20 protein-coding genes are annotated in these 21,381 nt (G+C 61.7%); 5 read left to right on the top strand and 15 right to left on the bottom strand.

Annotated elements, in window-relative coordinates:
- The 5 genes from EA187_RS03790 to EA187_RS03770 form a co-directional block, all read right to left on the bottom strand.
- Nucleotides 1-552, bottom strand: a complete 552-nt coding sequence (locus tag EA187_RS03790) for a DUF1697 domain-containing protein (RefSeq protein WP_206524179.1) — start codon at nucleotides 550-552, stop codon at nucleotides 1-3.
- A 34-nt stretch (nucleotides 553-586) separates the two neighbouring features.
- The gene (locus EA187_RS03785) at nucleotides 587-1,324 is read right to left on the bottom strand and encodes an SDR family oxidoreductase (protein WP_115602846.1); all 738 of its coding nucleotides are present in this window, start codon (nucleotides 1,322-1,324) and stop codon (nucleotides 587-589) included.
- 21 nt (nucleotides 1,325-1,345) lie between these two features.
- Nucleotides 1,346-2,716: an FAD-binding oxidoreductase gene (locus tag EA187_RS03780; protein WP_164855949.1), complete on the bottom strand. Its 1,371-nt coding sequence runs from the start codon at nucleotides 2,714-2,716 to the stop codon at nucleotides 1,346-1,348.
- 123 nt (nucleotides 2,717-2,839) lie between these two features.
- Nucleotides 2,840-4,075, bottom strand: coding sequence for a GTP-binding protein (locus EA187_RS03775; RefSeq protein WP_127779224.1), 1,236 nt, complete (start codon nucleotides 4,073-4,075; stop codon nucleotides 2,840-2,842).
- A gap of 135 nt (nucleotides 4,076-4,210) precedes the next feature.
- Nucleotides 4,211-4,714, bottom strand: coding sequence for a GNAT family N-acetyltransferase (locus EA187_RS03770; protein ID WP_127779223.1), 504 nt, complete (start codon nucleotides 4,712-4,714; stop codon nucleotides 4,211-4,213).
- A 205-nt stretch (nucleotides 4,715-4,919) separates the two neighbouring features.
- Here EA187_RS03770 and EA187_RS03765 point away from each other — a divergent pair, with 205 nt between their 5' ends.
- A complete protein-coding gene (locus EA187_RS03765; RefSeq protein WP_164855948.1) occupies nucleotides 4,920-5,933 on the top strand; it encodes a CE1 family esterase in 1,014 nt (337 codons plus the stop codon).
- Here the strand turns inward: EA187_RS03765 and EA187_RS03760 are convergent.
- From EA187_RS03760 to EA187_RS03750, 3 genes are all read right to left on the bottom strand, one after another.
- Nucleotides 5,930-6,808 (bottom strand): alpha/beta fold hydrolase, encoded by an 879-nt coding sequence (locus EA187_RS03760; protein ID WP_115602851.1) that lies wholly within the window; start codon nucleotides 6,806-6,808, stop codon nucleotides 5,930-5,932. The two genes, EA187_RS03765 and EA187_RS03760, sit on opposite strands and share 4 nt — an antisense overlap.
- Nucleotide 6,809: 1 nt before the next feature.
- A complete protein-coding gene (locus tag EA187_RS03755) occupies nucleotides 6,810-7,418 on the bottom strand; it encodes a TetR/AcrR family transcriptional regulator (RefSeq protein WP_127779221.1) in 609 nt (202 codons plus the stop codon).
- A gap of 456 nt (nucleotides 7,419-7,874) precedes the next feature.
- Nucleotides 7,875-8,492 carry a glutathione S-transferase family protein gene (locus tag EA187_RS03750; protein WP_115602853.1) on the bottom strand — a complete coding sequence of 206 codons (618 nt, stop codon included), beginning with the start codon at nucleotides 8,490-8,492 and terminating at the stop codon, nucleotides 7,875-7,877.
- Between the two features lie 551 nt (nucleotides 8,493-9,043).
- On the opposite strand from EA187_RS03750, the gene yghU reads away from it, so the two are divergent.
- Nucleotides 9,044-9,928 (top strand): glutathione-dependent disulfide-bond oxidoreductase, encoded by an 885-nt coding sequence (gene yghU / locus EA187_RS03745; RefSeq protein ID WP_115602854.1) that lies wholly within the window; start codon nucleotides 9,044-9,046, stop codon nucleotides 9,926-9,928.
- Nucleotides 9,929-9,970: 42 nt separating this feature from the next.
- On the top strand, nucleotides 9,971-10,462 hold the full coding sequence (locus tag EA187_RS03740; RefSeq protein WP_127779220.1) for an MOSC domain-containing protein: 492 nt from the start codon (nucleotides 9,971-9,973) through the stop codon (nucleotides 10,460-10,462).
- 270 nt (nucleotides 10,463-10,732) lie between these two features.
- On the opposite strand, the gene selD is transcribed toward EA187_RS03740, so the two are convergent.
- Nucleotides 10,733-11,785, bottom strand: coding sequence for a selenide, water dikinase SelD (gene selD / locus EA187_RS03735; RefSeq protein ID WP_115603558.1), 1,053 nt, complete (start codon nucleotides 11,783-11,785; stop codon nucleotides 10,733-10,735).
- A gap of 5 nt (nucleotides 11,786-11,790) precedes the next feature.
- A complete protein-coding gene (gene mnmH, locus EA187_RS03730) occupies nucleotides 11,791-12,843 on the bottom strand; it encodes a tRNA 2-selenouridine(34) synthase MnmH (RefSeq protein ID WP_127779219.1) in 1,053 nt (350 codons plus the stop codon).
- Between the two features lie 780 nt (nucleotides 12,844-13,623).
- Here mnmH and EA187_RS03725 point away from each other — a divergent pair.
- A complete protein-coding gene (locus tag EA187_RS03725; protein ID WP_115602857.1) occupies nucleotides 13,624-14,415 on the top strand; it encodes a hypothetical protein in 792 nt (263 codons plus the stop codon).
- 257 nt (nucleotides 14,416-14,672) lie between these two features.
- Here the strand turns inward: EA187_RS03725 and EA187_RS03720 are convergent, their stop codons facing one another.
- Nucleotides 14,673-15,485: an SDR family NAD(P)-dependent oxidoreductase gene (locus tag EA187_RS03720; RefSeq protein WP_115602858.1), complete on the bottom strand. Its 813-nt coding sequence runs from the start codon at nucleotides 15,483-15,485 to the stop codon at nucleotides 14,673-14,675.
- Nucleotides 15,486-16,056: 571 nt separating this feature from the next.
- Here EA187_RS03720 and alkB point away from each other — a divergent pair.
- Nucleotides 16,057-16,710, top strand: coding sequence for a DNA oxidative demethylase AlkB (gene alkB / locus EA187_RS03715; RefSeq protein ID WP_127779218.1), 654 nt, complete (start codon nucleotides 16,057-16,059; stop codon nucleotides 16,708-16,710).
- Between the two features lie 11 nt (nucleotides 16,711-16,721).
- Here alkB and EA187_RS03710 read toward each other — a convergent pair whose 3' ends face one another.
- The 4 genes from EA187_RS03710 to EA187_RS03695 all read right to left on the bottom strand — a co-directional run bounded on the left by EA187_RS03710 (nucleotide 16,722) and on the right by EA187_RS03695 (nucleotide 21,232).
- A complete protein-coding gene (locus EA187_RS03710) occupies nucleotides 16,722-18,056 on the bottom strand; it encodes an APC family permease (RefSeq protein WP_127779217.1) in 1,335 nt (444 codons plus the stop codon).
- A gap of 476 nt (nucleotides 18,057-18,532) precedes the next feature.
- A complete protein-coding gene (locus EA187_RS03705) occupies nucleotides 18,533-19,807 on the bottom strand; it encodes an MFS transporter (RefSeq protein ID WP_127779216.1) in 1,275 nt (424 codons plus the stop codon).
- Nucleotides 19,804-20,466: an ArsR/SmtB family transcription factor gene (locus tag EA187_RS03700; RefSeq protein WP_127779215.1), complete on the bottom strand. Its 663-nt coding sequence runs from the start codon at nucleotides 20,464-20,466 to the stop codon at nucleotides 19,804-19,806. The genes EA187_RS03705 and EA187_RS03700 overlap by 4 nt, the downstream gene beginning before the upstream one ends.
- A gap of 145 nt (nucleotides 20,467-20,611) precedes the next feature.
- A complete protein-coding gene (locus EA187_RS03695; RefSeq protein ID WP_164855947.1) occupies nucleotides 20,612-21,232 on the bottom strand; it encodes a YdeI/OmpD-associated family protein in 621 nt (206 codons plus the stop codon).
- Between the last annotated feature and the right edge of the window lie 149 nt (nucleotides 21,233-21,381).

Raw genomic sequence — 21,381 nt, 5'->3', positions numbered from 1 at the left:
TCAGCGCGTCAGCGCGAGAATCTTGCGAAGCGTGCGCATGTTGCGCGTGGTGGTCGTCGGCTTATAGCGCACCTTTGCCGCCTCTTTCGCCAGGCGACTCTTCGTCGACTGGCCGCGAACCACCTCCCAGTAAAGCACCGAGGGGCCACGTTCGATGCGCTCCACCGCCGCGTCGAGCTCGGATCCGAGCACTTCGAGTGCGTCGAGCGACGCGCGCTCCGAGGCAAAGGTCACATAGGGTTGAAGGCCCTCTGCCTCTTCATCGAAGGGGTAGCCCTCGACCACGTCTCGAAGCTCGGTAGTAGAGATGACGACCACCCAGGCCTCATAACCAAACGCTTCTCGAAGGGCGGCTTCTGCCTGTTCTTTAACCCTTTCCGGGTCGCCTTCCGCGCTCTCCAGCACCACATTGCCGCTGGCCAATACGGTGCGTACCCCTTCAAAGCCGGCCTGCTCCAGCGCTTCGCGCAAATCCCCCATCTTCAAGCGCACGCCGCCTACGTTGATTCCGCGTAGCAAGACGACATGTTCCGTGAACTCAGAAGTGTTCACTATGGCTCCCTGCAGTCAGAGGTGAAAACGCAGCTCAGAGCGAGAGTCGCTTAAAGACCTTCTCCGGGATCGACTTGATCACCCCCATAATCCCGCCCCAGAAACGCGGATAATAGAAGGTCTCAACCCCGCGTCCCTGAGCCTGGAAGATCGCGGCGGCAGCTTTCTTCGGGCTCGCCACAGGGATGCCCGTTTCAAGCTCAAAGGTCATCGGCGTGTCGATAAAACCGAGCTTCACCGTCATGACATGCACGTTCTTGGACGCAAGCCTGTTGCGCAGACCTTGCAGATAGAGCGTCAGTGCACCTTTGGCGCTTCCATAAAAATAGTTCGACGCGCGCCCGCGCTCCCCGGCAACCGATGAGAGCCCGATGATGCTCCCGGCGCCGCGGCTTACCATAACTCGCGCGACGGCCTCACACACACTGACCGCCCCGGTATAGTTGATCTCGATGACGCGTCGCGCCTTCTCAAAATCGTCTTCGGACGCCTGCTGATCGCCCATAAACCCGAACGCCACCAGCGCGACATCGATCGGGCCCAGCGCTTCTTCCACCTCACTCACAAGCGTGGCGTGGCGCTCAAACGCATCGCAGGCATCAAAGCCAAACCCCTGCGCCTCCACGCCATAACGAATCCGCAGGTCACTCGCCGCGCGGGCCGCTTCCTCCACATCACGCGCGGCCAACGCCACCGATAAACCGGCAGCGGCGTACACATCGGCCACAGCCTGAGCAATGGGCGAGGTCGCCCCGAGGATGAGAACAGTCATGAGAACTCCAGTACTACGCTATCAACCAGGCGTCAGGCCCAGGCGGCGGCTCAAATCCGATTGAAATACACCCTGCGGATCCCAGCGGTCGCGCACCTCTCGCCAGGCCTCCCAGGTCGGGTACATTCGCCGGAACATCTCGGCACTCAGACGCGCGTCTTTCCCCAGGTAAATCCGCCCTCCTACCTCGGCCACAAGCGCATCGAGACGCTCCATCATCGCTAAGAGCGGCTCCCCGAAGTTCGGAAAGTCCAGCGCCAGCGTTGTCCCCCCGCAGGGGAACGAAAGCCCGCCGTGATCCTGATCTCCGAACTCTTTGATGACCGCCAGAAAGGACGCCATCTTGCTCTCGGAGATCACCTTAAGGATGTCGCGCACCGCTTCACGCTCGGGCACCACCATCTGGTACTGCAAGAACCCGCGCTTGCCGTAGACGTAGTTCCAGTTTTCCACCGCATCCAACGGAAAGAAAAAAGGCTCATAACCCACCACCGAATGCAGCTCCCCGGCCGGATGCTTGTGGTAGTAGGCCTCATTAAAGAGCCGAATCGTCGCCCGATTCAGCAGCAGGTTCGATTCGAAGGCTCGCCCGTCCAGCGCGCGCTGAACAAGCTCGACAACTCGCTCCAGGGGCCCTTCCGAGAGCGTCGCGGCCTGCTCCGCCGACGCGTGCCGACCGCGCATGAAGATACCGCGCCCCATCTGCGAGCCGCCCTTCACGCAGTCGATCCACGAGACGGTATGAAAGTAGTCCGTGCTCTCTTCGCTGATCTGAAAAAACTCATCGAGGTTGTTAAAGCGAATCGACTCCATCTCGATCGCCCCGCTCTCCACGGCCTGAAGCTGAATCTCGGCGCTGAGGATGATGCCGGTTAGCCCCATCCCCCCGATGGTCGCCCAGAAGAGGTCGTCGTGCTGCGCTCGACTGCACCGCACTACCTCCCCGCTGGCAAGAAGCACCTCCATCGAGAGCACATGGTCGCCAAAACAGCCCGCGTGACCGTGATTCTTGCCATGAATGTTGCACCCGATCGCCCCGCCCACGCTCACAAACTGCGTGCCCGGCACCACAGGAACAAACCAACCTCGGGGCAAAAACACCTCAATGAGCTCCCCGATGGTCACGCCCGCTTCCACCCGCAGCACGCCAGAGGTTTCATCGAACGCCAGCATCTTCTTGAGGCGCCGCGTGAGCACCACACGCCCCTGGCTGAGCAACGCAGCGTCGCCATAACTTCGGCCAAAACCATGCGCAAGCACAGCGTCGCCTTCGCGCTCGTTAAAAGCGTTTAACGTCTGCGATTGCGACTCCGGACGCGCGCAAAGCGCCTCGACAATCGGGTATCGGCCCCAGCCGGCCAGCGGCTTTGAGGCCCATGAAGTGGTGGTCATCAGAGAGTTCCGCGAGGTTCGGGTCATCGTGTTCACGCATCCGTGAACTCAACATTGGCATCGCGCGACAGATTCGACGCGAGGGCCCTCGAAGTCAAGCGCTCCGCCGACGCCGCCACCGCTCTAGCCCTCCTGCGCCTCTTCGATCACCAGCGCTGGCAGTGGATTGGGTAGCGTCGACCAGACCACGCTGCTCTCTTTGAGACGCTCATCATCGAGCAAACAGTGATCGAGCTGCTCGCAGAACGCGTCACGGTCGAGGTGCTGCCCGATCACCACAATCTGCTGGGCGCGATCGCCGTACCGCTCATCCCACTCCGGATGTGCATCAGGTCGCTCTTCCGATTCAAAGTCCCAATGCTCCTGCGGAATCGCTCCCCACCACATCCCGATAGGCTTAACCTCACTGACGCCTCCAGCCTGGGCCCACTCGTAGACTGCACGATGGTCTGCAGCGACCCAGAAAAATCCTTTTGAGCGCAGCACGCCTCTCCAGCGCGACGCATCGTTGAAGAACGCCCAGATCTTCTCCGCGTCAAAGGGTTTACGGGCGCGATACACAAAACTTCCGATCCCGTACTCCTCGGTCTCCGGGGTGTGCTCGCCAGCGAGCTCACGTATCCAGGCCGCGGAGTTCATCGCGTCCTCAAAGTCAAAGCGTCCCGTGTTCAGAATCGACCCCGGAGAAACTCGCCCCCGCGTCGCCTCAAGACGCTGCGCGCCGGGATTCAACGATGCGATCACCGCGTCGACTTCCCCCAGCGCCTCCTCACTGAGAAGATCGGTCTTATTAAGCACAATCACATCGGCAAATTCGACCTGTTCGATCAACAGATCGGTAACCGTGCGCTCATCTCCCTCCCCCAACGATGCGCCGCGCTCATCAAGACGTTCCGAGGCGCGAAAATCCCTCAAGAAGCTCGCTGCGTCCACCACGGTCACCATCGTGTCCAGACGCGCGATATCGGAGAGCGTCACGCCCTCTTCGTCCTCAAAAACAAAGGTCTGGGCCACAGGAACTGGCTCCGAGATCCCGGTCGACTCAATGAGCAGGTAGTCAAAACGACGCTCCTCCGCCAGGCGTCGCACCTCGCTTAAGAGGTCGTCGCGGAGCGTGCAGCAGATGCACCCGTTGGAAAGCTCCACCATGGTTTCTTCGGTGCGAGAGAGCGCCGCGCCGCCGCGCTCTATCAGCTCGGCATCCACGTTCACCTCGCTCATATCGTTGACGATCACCGCCACCCGAAGCCCGTCCCGGTTGTTCAACACATGGTTAAGCAAGGTGGTCTTTCCCGCACCGAGAAAACCGGAGAGTACCGTCACGGGCAGGCGTCGATCGTTCGAATTCAACAATGTCATGGTCGTGCTCCCTGGTGAGAAAAGTGCGGCGAAAACCGCCACACATGCAATACACTTGCAAGTAACCGCCACATAAACGCAAGTCAATTGCAATTACACAGAGATTCTCCTCCCCCCTGTCACCATGAAGAGCGCTCAGCGACCTTCCCAGGTCCTGCGATCCAGCTGATACACCGCGCAACGGTCCTCTCCGAAGGTGCGCTCTTCAACAAACGCAAAGCCCAGCCGCTCATAAAATCGACGTGCCCGCGCGTTTCGTGCCAGCGGGTCGATCAGGATGGCCCGTACCTCAGGGGTTGCGAAGCAATGATCAATAGCCAGGCGCATCATCCGGGTACCGTAGCCCTTTCCCAGCGCGTCGGCCGGACCGATCCAGATATCGATCGCCCGCAAATCAGGCTCGCAATCCCCCCAGTAGTGCGAGTCCTCGCGGGCGGGATCGATGATCTGCAAAAATCCGACAGGTCGCCCGTCCACTTCCGCGATCCACATCTCACGCCAATCGGGCTGGCGTTGAAGCTCCTCTTCCCACTGCCAGTCGTCGTTGGGATCGGCAGCGATCACATGCGCCTCTTCATCCCAGGCACGCAGCAGCGCAACGTCGTCGAGGGTTGCATCTCGAACGGAAACTCCGGCCATGATGGCTCCTTAAAAGGGATGTTGGCAGACTACGATGAGTTCCTGGCGTTTTTGCCCTTTGGGATACGAAACACCGTCGGACACAGCTCACGCACCATCCCCCTGACACTCGCCACGCTCGCAGAAGAGGCACGTGATGCATCAATGTTTCAGCCCTCCTCAAAGCAGAACGTCCATCCTCGCCATGCTTCTGACGGTATCGCTGATGAGCAGCTGCCGAGCCCAGCGCTCCGACGCCGATCCTGCGCCGACCGCAGAGCCGGAGACTCTTGTGAGAATCGACGCGGCGTTTCGCGAAGTTGACGCGTCTCGAGCCGCCTCGGAGGTCGCCTCCACCGGTTGCACCTCCGACGCACGGCTCTACCCCGGCGGAGAGTCTCACGAACGCGCGCTTTTCCACGACGGCCTGGAGCGCACCACCCGCGTCTTCATCCCTTCAAGCTACACCCCTGGCGTTCCGATGCCCGTGGTCTTTGTTCTGCATGGAGGCTTTGGCAGCGGCGAGCAAATCGAAACACGGTCTGCCGAATTTAATCCCATTGCCGAGCGCGAAGGGTTTATCGTGGTCTACCCCGATGGCGTCGAGTCCGACGGTCTGCTCAAGGCCCGTACGTGGAACGGTGGCGACTGCTGCGGGTATGCCTCCGAGGCCAACATCGACGATGTGGGCTTCGTGATGGCACTGCTCGACAGCCTTGAGACACAGCTCTGCATCGACACCTCTCGCGTCTACAGCACAGGCATGTCCAACGGCGCGATCATGAGCTACCGCCTGGCCTGCGAGGCCTCCGAGCGCATCGCGGCGATTGCCCCGGTGGCCGCCCCCCAGGTCTTCGAGAACTGCAACCCGACCCACCCCGTAGCCCTCCTGCACATCCACGGAACCGACGATCCAAACGCGCCTTACGAAGGAGGCGAAGGCTGCGGCTTTGCCAACATCACCTTTCCCCCCGCCATGGAGGGCATGCAGGTGTGGAGAGATGCCAACCTCTGCGAAGGTGCCCCCGCCGATCTGCTCTCACTGGGTGCAGGGCACTGTCAGACGCTGGGCGACTGCGGGAGTCCCGTGGTGCGTTGCCTCGTTGAAGGAGGCGGTCACTCCTGGCCAGGAGGCCAACCGCCCGCGCTCCAGCTGCGCCGGTGCGAAGGCGGCCACCACACCACAGACTTTGCCGCCAGCGAGGTGATCTGGCGCTTTTTCAGCGGGCAATCTCGCTAACTCGCCTCGCCATCAAAGAATGCATGAAGCTCGGCCGCCAGCGAAGTACGAAAAGCCTCGGTGGTCGGCGGGCAATGCCTCGATCCCTCCAAAACACGGGCCTTCTGAAGATTTTGAAAGAGCTCGGAAGCACGCGCAACGACCGCCTCTCCCGGAAAGCTCAGGTCGCCATCAGCTCCCAGAACAAAAACCGGCGAGTTGAAGCGTTGCAATTCTTCAACCCGCGCGAGCGCGGGCACCTTCATGTTGAGGTTAAAGCCGGTAAATGCCTCACCGAGATACCCCACCCACTCCTCATCCATCGTCGTCAGTAGCCGACTCAAAAAGCTGCGAAGGCGCTTCTCAGACGGTGCCATCACAAACTTCGTCATCGGCCAGCCCATCTTCCAGCCGCTGGAGATCGGGCTCTTCACCATACCCGCAGGCACCAGCAACGCGAGCTTCGCGATGCGCTCGGGCGCATGCGCCGCCAGCCGAATCGCCACAAAGCCCCCCCAGCTCACACCTACCACCAGCGCCTTTTCCAACTCCAGCCTGTCAAAGACCTCCTCAAGCCAGCGGCCGTAGGCGTCATCACTTACAGCAAGACGCACATCCGCGCTCATCGCCGACTGCCCGATAATGTCGATCGCATAGACCCGATAGTGCGTGAGCAACCCCTCAAGCTCCCGCAGCGCATGCGCCGAGCTTGCCAGTGCACCGTGCAAGAGCACCAGCGCTGGCGCACCGTCGGGCCCGCCGATCAGAACATGAGTCTCTCCGAAGCTCGTCTTTAAACGTTGCGCTTCAGTCGTCGAGCCAATGCGCTCCCGAAAACGCGTATGCCACGCGACCAGACGAGCCCTGGCCTCTTCGCTCTTAAATAGAGACGCCATCTTAACCTCCGGTTGTACGCGCGGAGTTCAGCCCCCGCAGATGTTGAGCCATTTGCACCGACACAAGACGCGTCGGGTCCTCATGGCCTCCCTGCGCCCAGGCCAGCAGCGCGAAGTAGTAGAAGGACACATACGCCATCGCCAGGAGACGCGTGTCGACCTCCGGGAGGAGCTCCCCGCGCCGAACGGCATCACCAGCCAACCCCTCCACCCCACCGTGCAGGCGCTCAGTCTGCGCCCGAAAGCGGCTCGCCCACGGCTCCTCGGCAAAGAGCGACTCTTTGAGCAAGACCCGCGAGAGCCGGGGGCGACGCCCGTAGCAGGCGAAGATATGGCGCGTCATGGCCTCAATCTGCCCTGCCAGCGGTGGCGAAGTCCCCAGCGACAACGCTTCGGACATGGTTGCTTCGAGATCCTCAAAAAGAGTGGCGTAGAGCAGCTCCCGCTTGCTGCCAAAATGATGAATGACGCTGCCAGCGCTCACTCCGGCCGCACGCGCGATGTCGCGCACGCTGGCCTTCTCATAGCCCTCGACCTCGAAACACTGCCGCGCAGCTTCGAGAATCGCCTCCCGGGTGGCCTTCTTCTGCTCATCTCGCGAGGTGGTCATCCTTACACTCCAGCGGGGGTGAAGACTCGCGCGTGCACCAACGCACTATGGCGCGTCACGCAGCACTCATTAAACACGTTTAACAAACATATTAAACACGTTCAATGAGCTTCGTTTCTGAATGACGACGCCAGCGCCTGAAGGTGATGCCGCTGGACGCAAGATCGAGCGGAAAAATACCTGCGAAATGTAGAAGGGGGAGCCGATGCACTGGCAGCGCCGGGGCTTTGCGAAGCTGCACGCGGTGCTCTCGAAGCAGTAAACGCGGCGTCAACGATAGCTCGAGGCGTCATACCACGACGCGATCGTGGTCCCCCCAGAGCGAAAACGCCCGACCTCGGCAAGGTCGGGCGGCTCGCACGGTTTCCTGACGCTATCGACGCACCCCATCTACGTCGTCAACGCGCCAACACACTCTCCGCGCACAGCGTCCCGTATCTCAACCTCTCTCCTCGCTCACTCGCCCCGCACCGACGCATCGTCCAGGGCGCTGGCGCGCACGTACGCCTCGCGCTCACGCAGGCGCGACCAGTACGCCTCAAACTCCGGACGCGTCTCCAACGTGCCGAACTCCAAAGCCCATCCTACCTGCATCCCTACGTACACGTCGGCCGCGGTAAATCGGTCGCCAGCAATGTAATCATGCTGACTCACGGCATACGCCAGAGTGTCGACTGCACTCTTATAATTTCCGTACCCAAAGCGGCGATAGTCCTCCGGCGCCACCTCAAACCCGGCAGACGCATTGCTGACGGCCGCATCCAGCGGTCCGGCCGCAAAAAAGAGCCAGCGGAAGTAAGATGCCCGCTCATGCACATCAGGGTTCAGCTTCGCTTCGGGAAACGCCTCAGCCAGGTATGCGCAAATCGCAGCGCTTTCGGTGATCACATCTTCCCCATGCACCAGGGTCGGAACCTTTCCTAAGGGGTTGATCTTCAGATACTCCGGCGACTTCATGGTCGTGCCGTAGCCGAGCACCTCCACATCATAGGGTTGACCGACCTCTTCGAGCATCCAGCGCGCGATGCGTCCCCGAGACAACGGGTTTGTGTACAGCTTAAGCGTTCCTCTCATCATCTTCTCCTGAGTCACCAAACGTCAGAATGCTGTCTTCAACACCCTGCCAACCATCTCATCATCGAAGCGACGACCCTACAGCCGCGCGCCTGTCGCACACAATCTCGGCCAGCCTGTTCTACTCCTCCCTTCCGCGGGTACCACACGTCGCACATCCGGGCACCTGACTTCGTACACAACGCACGACCGGGAGCTCACACCAAACTCGCAGCTCCTCCGCCTTCCCGTCGCCTGGCCACACGAAAGTCGTACCGCATGGACGTGCCATGTTCGACACGCGCAGCTCCATGCTCCCGTGAGGCGTCAATCGCCCATCCGTACAACATCTCGATCGGCAGCGAGAGTACGATGTTCTGCAGAACCTGCTCGCCAGCCCTCCTCGCCGGTCTACGCCAGACCCACCTTCACGTCACGCACGCACCGGCAGCAAGCGAACATCAACGAAGGGAATGAGAGTGCAGGCCCAGACCTTATTCTCCGTCGTCACATCTTCAGCGGCGCTCATCACGCGCCCTCAACGCTTCTAAATTGATTTCGGAGACGCCACCATGTCTGGAGACACCCCCTACACCCCGCCTGCCGTCTGGACCTGGGAACAGAAGAGCGGCGGTGAGTTCGCGTCGATCAATCGCCCGCTCTCGGGAGCCACCCATGATAGAGACTTGCCCGTGGGCCGGCATCCCCTCCAGCTCTACTCACTGGGCACGCCCAACGGCCAGAAGGTCACCATCCTCCTGGAGGAGCTTCTGGAGCGCGGCATCACAGACGCCGACTACGATGCGTTCCTGATCAACATCCTCGAGGGCGATCAATTCTCCTCTGGCTTTGTCGAGGTTAATCCTAACTCGAAGATCCCCGCCCTCCTGGATCGCTCCACCTCCCCGCCCACCCGCGTCTTCGAGTCCGGCGCGATCCTGCTCTACCTGGCCGAGCGCTTTGAAGCGTTCATCCCCACCGATGCGGCCACCCGCACCGAGTGTCTCTCCTGGCTCTTCTGGCAGATGGGCTCCGCCCCCTACCTCGGCGGAGGATTCGGGCACTTCTACGCCTACGCCCCGACCAAGATGGAGTACCCCATCAACCGCTTTGCGATGGAAGCCAAGCGCCAGCTTGATGTTCTGGATCGACGGCTGGCCGAGTCGACTTACCTGGCTGGCGATGAGTATAGCATCGCCGATATCGCCAACTGGCCCTGGTACGGAAAGCTCGCACTCGGTGAGCTCTATGACGCCGCGGAATTCCTCAGCGTGCACACCTACAAAAACCTCCTGCGCTGGGCGAAAGCCATTGAGGGGCGACCCGCGGTGCAACGCGGCGTCATGGTCAACCGCACCTGGGGGCCAGCCGACCAGCAACTCCACGAGCGCCACGACGCCAGCGATTTCGAACTTCGCACCGCCGACAAACTCCCTTCGCAAGATCCCGCCGAATAACGCTCACTCTCCGCGCAATGCGCGTCCCGATGGATGTTTACGATGTCCGACCCGTGGCAGGGCACCCTCTACCAGATCTGGATCTGCGCGGAACGCGGAGGCGTCCCGGCGACTGTCACGCAGGCCGAAGCCGTAGCTTCGACCGGCCTGCGCGGCGACCGCTACTTCTCCCCCTCCCTTCAACGGGATCCCGCTCGTCAGGTCACGCTCATCTCCGCTGAAGTGCTCACGGAGGTTGCAAAAGAGCAGAACATCGACTTGCGCGACGGTCGCCACCGCCGCCAGCTCGTCGTGCAGGGAGCTCCCCTCAACGATCTCGTCGGTCATGAATTCGTGATCGGAGAGGTGCGTTTGAGGGGGATAGAGCTCTGTGAGCCCTGCCGACGCATGGCGCGCCTCTCCGGCGAAAAGGGCGCCATCAAAGCCTTCGTGCACCGCGGCGGCCTCAACGCAGAAATCCTCATCGGCGGCATCCTCAGACCGGGAGACACCATCCTCCCGGTGCCCCCGATGCAGGGTCGCCTGCCACTTTAAGCGAAACAACACCCCTCGACGTAAGGCCCCGTCGAGCCGGGCCTTTTGCACCAGACGCATGCCCCCCCCGGCGTCTCACCTCCCCCTGCCAGGCGCCGGCCGAGCACGCTCGAAGCGTCCCCGCGCATCGCAGGCCATCGCTGACTCTGCCGGCACCAGACCTCGCTCGGCGGCAAGCCGATTTCTATCGGCGGCTGCGAGAATCCTTACCCCATGTGCCGGCAACACCTCGCCCCGAACGTCCTCAAACGAGGCGGTACTTCGGCTGCATCATACCTCGACCTGAATGTGTGCGCCTTCCCCCGGGCGCGCCACAAGCTCACCGATCGGCTCCTGATGCGCGTGCAGCCCGGCATCGACAAGCGCGCGTTGCACCGCCTCGACCGCCTCGGGAGCCACCGCCACGAGCAAACCACCGCTGGTCTGAGGGTCGCAAAGAATCTGACGCACACGCTCTCCCGGGTCGACCACATGATGGCCGTAGCTCTCCCAGTTGCGCCCGGTACCGCCGGGAATCGCGCCGGCATCGAGGTAGTACGACAGGTCCGTGAGCTGACGTACGGCACCCAGGGCCACACGGGCGTTCACACCGGCCCCGGCGCACATCTCTGAGAGATGCCCCAGTAGCCCGAAGCCCGTGACATCGGTCATCGCGTGCACGCCTTCGATCTTCGCGAGCGTCGCGCCCACCTTGTTAAGTTGCATCATCGATGCCGCCGCGAGCCCCCGATCTTCCTGTCGAAGCACGCCCTTCTTCTCGGCTGTCGACAAGATTCCCACCCCCAGCGCTTTGGTCAAAAAGAGCGTATCGCCAACCTGCCCGGCGTCGTTTCGCTGCAAATGCGCCAGGTCTACAAGCCCGTTAACCGCCAACCCGAAGATCGGCTCCGGGCTGTCGATGCTGTGCCCACCGGCCAGTGCGACACCGGCCTCCGCGCATATCGAGCGCGCCCCTTCCATAACGTCTCCGGCCACCTCAGCCGAAAGCACGTTGATAGGCCAGCCGAGAATGGCGATAGCCATCACCGGGTCACCACCCATCGCGTAGATGTCGCTTATGGCGTTGGCCGAGGCGATACGTCCGAACTCGTAGGGGTCGTCGACAATCGGCATAAAGAAGTCGGTCGTACTCAGAAGCACGCGACCATCGCCCAGATCCATCGCCCCGGCATCATCGCGCGAGCTGTTGCCAACCAGAAGCCTGCGCATGGCATCGGGTGTGGTTACCCGGTTCGCAAGGATCCTATCGAGTACCGCCGGAGAGAGTTTGCAACCGCAGCCCGCCCCGTGACTGTACTGCGTCAATCGAATGGTCTCGGACATCTCACTCATAGCACTTCTCCGGTGGGCGCGAGCTCATCGCGCACCTCGATCAGACGGAGCGCCACGTCCCGCGGCGTCCCCTGGGTATCAACGTCAATGACTCGATCGGCATCGCGACGCGCAATGCCTTTTGCGTAGGCCTTGTCGTAGTACTCAAGCGCAAGCGCCGCAGCAGCGCGAACATCCCCCGCATCGAGCGCGGCTCTGGCCTGGGCTGTTCGCAACCCACCCAGGCTCTTTTTGATACGTTCAAATGCATCCGCAAGAAGCCTGTTCGCGGCGTCGCCATAAACACCCACCAGGCGATCCAGGCGCTCCTCCAGAGGAGCATCTACTACGACACATGGTGAGCGATGAATCGCTTTGATCAGGGCGTTGGGAAGATGCCGAAAGCCGATCATCCGACTCTCATCCTCTACCCACACCGCGCTCCCGGAGCGTCGAGCGAGCGCAAGTGCCATACCCAGCTTGTTTTCAAAATGCTCTTGTGTGGGCTGCTCGCCCAGCAAAAGGCCTCCAAAGGCCGAGCCTCGATGGTTGGCCAGCCCCTCCAGATCAACAACCTCTTCGCCCTGCTCTCGAAGCGCCCACAAGATCTCGGTCTTTCCCACTCCGGTGCGCCCGCCCAGCACCACCAGGGGCGGGATATCCTCCATCTGCTCGATGGCCCAGCGTCGGTACGACTTATAGCCCCCCTTGAGCACGCACACCTCAAAGCCATAAAGCTCCAGCAACCACGCTACGCTCTGACTGCGCATCCCCCCTCGCCAGCAGTGCACCAATACCGGTCCTGAGGACGCGCCCACCTCGGCCTGAACTCGCTCCACAAGCTCGCGCATCCTTGGCCCGACAAACCCCAACCCCTCCAGAATCGCGCGCTGGCGCCCCTCTTCTTTGTAGAGCGTCCCGACCACCACGCGCTCCTCGTCTTCAAAAAGCGGCAGATTCAGCGCGCCCGGGATATGGCCCTTCGCAAACTCCGCCGGGGTGCGCACGTCATATGCGACGACACCTCTGGCCATCTCCCCCAAAAATTCGGTCATCCCTAGCTGCTTCATTCACCACCTCGTATCAACGCGCCGTCTCAACCACCCCGTCGATCCAGCTCACGTGCAAACCTCCGGCAAGCGCTGCACCTTCCCGGGCACGCGCTGATTCATGCATCCCACGTCACCGGGGGTTTCGCCAGTTCCGCGTATGTGTCTCACCGCGTGCCCCCGGGAACTTCGACCACGCAGGAAGACTCCCACTCCCAATCCACGGACCTTTTTGACATCGGAGTGGTCACGGTAGCGAAGTCACGGTCGACGTCGGCATGCGATGCTCAAGCCACCGGTACGATCGCCCGAGCCGTGACATCTCGATACCGAGTGGAACGAACGCGCACTGCGGCGCGCACCGGGCGACAAAGGTGTAGTCGCGGGAGCCCCCTCGTCTCTCGCAGGCCGCTTAGCTCCATCACCTGCGTTCGCCCCTTGCTGGCGCTTGCGAAGTCCTGTGCCCCACTGCGTGCACCACGTTGTTCTGGCCTGGCACCACCACCCCACCTGGAGTAACCGCAGCTTCGAGCCCGATCACCGTATAGGCCCCTGCGAAGAGCGGCTTCCCCGTGCCAGATAGAGGGGGTGTACGCACGTACACCCCTGATTCTTCCGAGGAACGTCCTTCAGACGCGTGTTTTGTCTGGCGACAGAAAATCGCCTTTGTTAACCTGACGTACTCAACCCGAGCAGTCCTGACGTACGGGGATCTCTGTTGTCGCAACCTGCAGTTGCTGCGCGCACCGGTGTGCCTGCCGCCTCACCGCGACATCGACCTTTTCCTTACAGGAGGCTGTGATGAACAAAGTGGGTAAGACGACCGAAAACCGCGTTAAGTGCGCTCGATACGTCATCTCTGCGGTAGACTCAAACCTCAAGGCCATCCTGGTGGCGCTGGTGGCGCGCACAGGATATCGCGAGGAGGACTGGCGCTGGTGGATCATGCTCCAGAGAGACACGCTGGATGAGAAAACAGCGAGGCTCTACGAGGCGGCCCTGGCACTGGCCCGGGAACGCTCGGGAGACAAAGAGCTTCGTACGCGACGCGACGAGTGCGGCGTCGAGCTTGCCGGGACTCTGGCGACATCGCGCGCGTCGTTGGCACTCGTTGACTCCGATCTACCAAAACGTTTTGGGCTCGACGGGCGAACGCCTCGGTCCGGTGTGGAGTTGGAGTCCTTCGCCGACAACGTTGCCCGGAGCCTGGCAGCCGCCGACGAAACCTTCACTGTCATCGGCAACCAGATCCACACCGGTAACCTCGCCCGAGAGATCGCCGCGCTTCATGAGCGCTACAAGGAGCTCTCAGCCAGCGTGGTTCATGAGCAGCGCAAAGCCGAAGCTCTCCTCACACTTCGCAATCGCGCGCTTGATGACTGGTCGATGACGTACAAGATCGCCGCCAGCACGCTGGAGAACGTCTTTCGCATGGCAGACGCTCACGAATTGGCAGAACGCGTACGCCCTACCGTCTCCAGGTCATCGGGTCAGGAAGTCCCTGAGGACAACGCACCGGCGCAGATCACCACGACCGGCGGCACGCTCCCGACGTCCGACGACACAAACGCCGCCCAGCCCTCGACGCACTGAGGCCAGCTAGAAGGGGGCGTTGAGTTGGGAGAAAGGAAGCCCGGTGCACAGCGAGGAGTAGGATCGGTGCTCACCGGGCTTCGTAGTGTAGATGGAGACGCCGAGCATCAGACACGACCCCTGCCTCCCAGCTCAACGCATACCGACGTCCCGCATCACTCACTCAAGGGCCTGAGACATCACTGGAGCCTCGCTACTCCCTGGGAGGCTCCAGTCTCCCGTCTCGCGTCGCGGCGTCTCCACGCCAACCCATCCGCTCAGGAGTCGCCCAGGAGATCGCGCATCTTTCGCTGGATCAAGCGAATGGAACCTTTGGGAGCGATGCGATTAGCAAGCTGCATCAACCTGGCATCCGACCCCACCAGAATATGCAAGCGTTCATCCTCCATGCCCTCCAGGATGATCTCGGCGGCCTTATCCGCCTCCAGCGCACGATAGCCCTCCCCGGCATCACCGCCCTCCTCTCCGTCCCCCATCACCACTCCCGAGTTCTCTGCGATGTTGGTGGCCACCGCCCCGGGCATCACCACCGAGACCTTTACCGACGTTTCCATGAGCTCGGCATAAAGCCCCTCGGTCATCAACTTCACCGCGGCCTTCGACGCCCCGTAGATCGCCTGGCCTGGCACCGGTAAAAACGCCCCCATACTCGCCACGTTGACGAGATACGCCTCCGGGCGTTCGAGCAAATGAGGCAGAAAGGCTCGCACCATCCACAACGTGCCGTAGAAGTTCACGTCCATCGTGTGCTCAATCACCTCGTCGCTGAGATCGTGCACGCACTCAAAGGGCTGGATGATGCCGGCATTGTTGATCACCACATCTACCGCACCGTGACGCGCGATAACCTCGGCGGGTAACGCGCGCACCGCGCTTCGATCGGTGATATCAAGCCGGTGGGTAGAGAGACGTTCGCCGGCGTTAACCTCTGCCGCAAGCCTCTCAAGTCCTTGGTCCTGAAGATCCACAGCGGCCACCCGGGCCCCCTTCGCGAGCAACGCCTCGACCAATGCGTGTCCAATGCCGCTGGCCGCACCGGTGACCACGACCCCTTTACCTCTCATCTCCATAACAACTCCCTCTCTCTGGTGGACGTCCCAGAACGCATCCGAGGCTCACCTCACTTCGGTGAAACCCCATGCATGGTATAGTGAGAGCATAAGAACGTAACGCCCTCGATACAGGGGAAGACTCGCCGGCCTTCCAGGAGTCCCGTCCGATCTTCCCGGGGCTTACTCATCCCAGTCCCCCGTCATTTGACTCGTGCACACCCGCGACTATTGCTCGACGCACCTCGATCGGCAGCGGCCGGGTATGATTGCCACCGATATCCCTGCCCCTTTCCGCTACGACACGAGAACGGCCGCGTGACAGCCGTCACGCTTCAGGGGGACAGAAAGGATGTTCTCGCCATTGCGGGCCTGCTTCGTGATAAGCGCATTCGGCGTTTCATCGTTCAGGCCTTTCCACGGAGTCAGGCGGCTCAGGCCCCAACCCTCGATTGAGCGCGGTGCGGTCGCCGGACAGACCGCTCCAACGATCGAGGCGTAACCTCAGGCGGACGTTTCGCCAGTGAGCGCTGCAAGGGCATCATGGGTGCCTTCCCTTCACGACGAAAGCTCTCCAGACCACAACCAACTCATGACACTACCTCTCTTCGACGACAACGCCCTGGCAGAACGCACGACCGAAGACCTTGGCCCCGCCTCACGGGTGCTTCGCGCTTTTGCGCTCGACAAGGCTACGGAGCTTCTTCGGGAGATCGAGCGTGTGGCCACGGCCTCCCCCTTTCGCCATATGACCACACCGGGGGGCCACACCATGTCCGTCGGCATGACGAGTTGCGGCGAACTTGGGTGGGTTTCGGATGCCCGCGGCTACCGCTACGCCAGACTCGATCCCAGGAATGGCAGGCCGTGGCCAGCGATGCCCGAGCGGCTGCTGACCCTTGCGAAAAATGCCGCCGACACGGCTGGTTTCTCCGACTTCACCCCCGACACCTGCCTGATCAACCGGTACCTCCCCGGTGCCCGCATGTCGCTTCATCAGGACAAAGACGAACGCAACCGCGATGCCCCCATCGTCTCGGTCTCGTTGGGCATTCCGGCGACCTTTCTCTTCGGCGGAAACCAGCGCAGCGACCCTACCCGACGCGTACAACTTCGCCACGGCGATGTCGTGGTGTGGGGCGGCGAGGATCGCTTGCGCTTTCACGGCATCCAGCCGCTCAAGCCCGACGACCATCGGCTCGTTGGCCCGCAACGCATCAACCTGACCTTCAGGTGCGCGGGCTAATCGCTCTCACATCATCTCGCACCTGCGTCCCGAGAAGCCCGCTCCGCACGAATCCGTCGCAGGTAGAAGCGCTCAAGAGCAAAGACTGCCCCCACACCGGCCGCGCTGATGACCACAATCATCGGGTCATTCTGAGCCTTCACCCAGAGGAATCCGGCGAGCACCATCGCATCGAGGGCGATGGCACACAGGAGCACGGGAGCTCGCGCTCCGACGTCGTCGCGCAGGTAGTGGTACACTCCCACATGAATCGTCATATCCATCACAAGGTAGAAGATCGCGCCCATCGACGCGATGCGTGAGAGATCGAAGATCGCCGCCAGCAGTGCGGCCAGCACTACGGTGTAGACAAGCGTATGCTTCTGAATGTCTCCGGGCATTCCAAAGTGTCGATGCGGAATCAACTCCATGTCGGTAAGCATCGCCAGCATCCGCGAGACGGCAAACATACTGGCGAGCAACCCGGAGGCCGTCGCGATGATCGCGACAATCACGGTAAACAGCGTCCCGTATCCGCCAATCGCCGGACTTGCCGCTTCGGCCAACGCGCAATCTCGAGCGGCGATTAGCTCTTCAAGGTTCAGGCTGGAGGCCACTGCGTATGTCGCCGCCAGGTACACCACCAGGCAAATCAGCAGCGAGAACACAATCGCCCTCCCCACGTTCTTCTCCGGGTTACGGACTTCATCGCCGCTGTTGGTGATCGTGGTAAAGCCCTTAAACGCCAGAATGCCCAGTGCGACCCCGCCCACAAACCCGGCTGCCCCCGGCTCCCCGGCCGGGGGCCACATGGTGACGCGCAGGTCGACACCGGACGCGACCACTGCGATCGCAGCGAACACAAGCAGCCCCCCAATCTTAACGACTGCGCTCACGTTGGCGGCCGTACCGATGACCTTGTTGCCAGCCAGATTTACCGCGAACGCAAGCCCAATCAGACCTACCGCAAGTACGGGCACCCAGACCTGAGAGCCCTCACCATCAATGAGTTGCAGGGTGTAGGTACCAAAGGTGCGAGCCACCAGGCTCTCGTTGATTACCATCGAGAGCGCCATCAAGAGAGACGCCGCCCCGGTCACCGTGGAGCTGCCGTAGGCCTTCTTGAGAATCATCGCGATCCCCCCGGCTGAGGGGTAGGCACTGGCAACTTTGATGTAGCTGTAGGCACTGAACCCACTGACGATCGCCGCCACGCCAAAGGCCACCGCAAAGAGCCCGCCAGCCAGCTCAGCGATCTGACCAGTGAGCGCAAAGATGCCCGCGCCGATCATCACGCCGGTTCCCATCGCCACGCTTTGCCAGAGTCCCAGGCTTCCCTGCTCATAGCTCGCGCTGCGTTCGCTCATGTCATCTCAGTTTTCAGGAGGGCTCGGACGACCACTTCTCTCATGACACCATGATCGTGAGCACCGAGCCCGACCTCGCAAAAGAGCATCCTCCCATCAGGACGCGCGCTGCCGTCCGGCCCGGCGCGCGTTCAACGCGCACGCCAAGCTCGCGGGGATTTGCAAGTGATTAACGGCAGCGATTCGGGACCTACCTTTGACTCCGAACCTGAGCGAGTGCGCGACACGCATCTCCACGAGGACGAGTCACTTGATGAGGCGCAGCTGGCAGAGTGGATCGAGCAGGCCGCCGACCTTCCGGGCCTCTCGTTCTTTTGGGAGCGCCCGGCAAACGCGCGCTCGGTGGCCGCAGCGGCCACGAAACGAAGCAACACCGTTTCGAGCTACCCTCGGAGAAGACCACGGCGCACTCCTGGCTCTCCAACCCAGCCCTTCCCCCCCCTGCCATCGCGCTCTCGCGCAACGCGTCAGAAGGCCTACACGGTGCCGGACGCACCGGTCGCTCCTTCTGCACGCAACGTCTCCCGCATCCGTGTCGCCACGACAACGCCCGAAGCAAAGGTTAACGCGGCGATCGTCAGCATCGCCACCGAGAGCCCGAACGCGTCGGCAATAATTCCGGCGAGCAACGCACCGAAGGCGTAACCCATATCGCGCCAGAGGCGGTAAACGCCAACTGCGGAGGCCCGCCAACTCGGGTGAGCCACGTCGCCAATCGCGGCAAGAAGCGTGGGATAGACCATGGCGGTGCCCAGTCCGAGCAGCCCCGCTCCGAGGGCAAACATCGCAAAGGTTGCTCCGAACGCAATGACGACAATGCCCGCAGCCTGCGTCCACATCCCCGCCACAATCAGGCCCTTGCGACCGATCGTATCGCTCCAGGCGCCCGTGAACAGCTGCCCCATCCCCCAGACGGCCGGATAGATCGCCGCCAGCGTGCCGATCTGCCCCAGCGACATCGAGGCCGCAGCAAAGACGAGCGGAAATAGCCCCCAGGCCATCCCATCATTGAGGTTGTTCACAAGGCCCGCCTGACTCACCGAGGAGAGGTTCGGGTCGGAAAAACTCGTGCGTGTCATGACTTCGCGTGCCGAGAGGGTCGCCGCATCAGTATGACCTGTTTGCGAGGACTCCAGCGCGACGTGATGCTGCGTCTCCCGCACCGCGAAGATTGAGAGTAAGGTACCCAGCACCACAAATGCGATCCCCGGGAAGAAGGGTTGCGGTCGCAGGCCATACTCCGCGGCGATAAAACCGGTGGCCAGCGCGCTGAGCGCAACGGCGAAGTAGCCAGCAAACTCATTGAGGCCCATCGCCAGACCGCGATTTTTGGGGCCGGCCAGATCGATCTTCATGATCACAGTCGTCGACCAGGTCAGCCCCTGGCTGATACCGAGCAGCACATTGGCCCCCAGAATCCATGACCAGGAAGGCGCCCACATCAGCAAGAAGGGCACCGGCGCGGCCACAAGCCAGCCGGCGATAAGGACCGCCTTGCGGCCGAATCGATCGGACCAGCGCCCGGCCATGTAGTTGGTCAGCGCCTTGGTCACCCCGAAGACGACAATGAAGGATAAGATCGCGGTGCGCGCGGCCAGCTCAAACTCATCTTCGGCAATGGCCGGTAAGATGCTGCGCTCCATGCCGATCATCGCGCCCACAAAGGCGTTGACGAGTACCAGCAGAGAGAACTGCGCGATATTCTCTCGCAGGCCCAGACGAATCGGTGATGCAGACGTGGAAGTAATCATGGCCGCACTCCAGATTCCCCAAGGCTGTGAACCGAGACATCGGTACGACGGGCGTCAAAGCCGAGAGCGCGCAACCTGCGTGCCGCCTCGGCTGAGAAGGTACAGAAGGGACCGCGGCAGTACGCCACAATCGCCCGATCACGAGGCAACTCCTCAAGGTGAGCCTCAAGCTCTGTGAGTGGGATCGAGAGCGCACCGCGAAGATGCCCCACCTCAAATTCCGCCCGAGGACGCACATCAATCAGCACGACCTCACCTGCATCCATCCGTGCTCGGAGCGTGGCGGCGTCAAGCGACTCCAGCCCCTGCGGGTCGTCGAAAAATTCGCGGGTTAACTTCTCCAACCCCGCACTATGGTGCGCCGCCACAGATTGCAGCCGCACCAGCAACGCAGCCACATCATCGCCGGCGATCGAGTACACAACGTGCAACCCCTGGCGCTCCGAACGTACCAGCGCAGCACGCTTCAGCGCCTGAAGATGGTGCGAGGTATTGGCCATCGACTGGTCAATCTCCCCGGCCAACACCTCTACGGTGCGCGGGGCCTGGGCCAGAAGCTCCAGGATTTCCTGCCGGGCCGGGCTGGAGAGCGCTTTGCCGACCTGTGCCAGGTGGGCGTAGGCAGCGTCTTTAAATGCTCGAGATGAAGATGAGGACATGGAATACTCCGCGCGAAGAGATCAAGCGTTCAAACGAACACTTGAACAATGCGCACGGCACTTTATTCAAGCAAGCCCATCGAGCCCTGAACTCTTCCATCTCGCAGCGGTACGTGTCCGACACGCCCGCGTCGCCCCCGCTTCCTCAGCGTTCGTTCCAGCCCTTGCCCTTCATGATCTTTTCAACGCTGCGTTCGACGCGCGCCTGGCGCGTCCCCGCCTTCTTCGCCTCGCCGATATAAATCTGATAGCTGCGCTGGCGTCCCGGCGTCAGCGCCTCGAACGCTGCTTTGAGCTCGGGGTCCACCGCCAGACGCTCTTCCAACTCCGCAGGCAAGGCCTCATCATCGTCAACCTGCACCTCTTGACCCGATCGCTCAAAAACGATCGCCTCGTGCAGCAGCTGCGTCAGCGCCTCGCGACGCTCCCTGACCTCGTCCACCGACCGAAATCGCACCACCCTCGAATAACGGGTGTTGGGCCCCGGCTTCTCCAGAATGTTCGTCGGGTCTGGCAACGCCGCGCCTTTCAAAAAGCTCAACACGCAGTTGTCGCGATACGCGCCAATCATCACCACATTCTGCCCATCCAGCGAGTAGCAGGGAGACCCCCACTTCAGCTGCTCGTCGAGCTCCGTGCTCTGAACAAGCTCACGGATAGCCCGCAGAGCATCAGCCCACTGATGCACCTTGCATTCGGGGGTCTGGTAGTGCTGACAACGCCCGCAACCATCTTCGAGATAAGAATTCACATCACCGGTGTTCATCATCTTACTCCCTTTTGAGCCTGTGCCGCACAGCTCCAAAACCAAACGCGCAGCCTTCGCCAGGCCCGACAGCGTAGCCTGGCGTGCAGTTGCGTTAACTCCCCGGAACCTTCACGATTTCAGCCCAGACTCGCAACTCCCCTGATCCA

The organism is Lujinxingia sediminis (assembly GCF_004005565.1).
Taxonomy (GTDB): Bacteria; Myxococcota_A; Bradymonadia; order Bradymonadales; family Bradymonadaceae; genus Lujinxingia; species Lujinxingia sediminis.
Note: the sequence above shows the minus strand (reverse complement) of the source record. Positions and strands in the feature narration are given on the sequence as shown.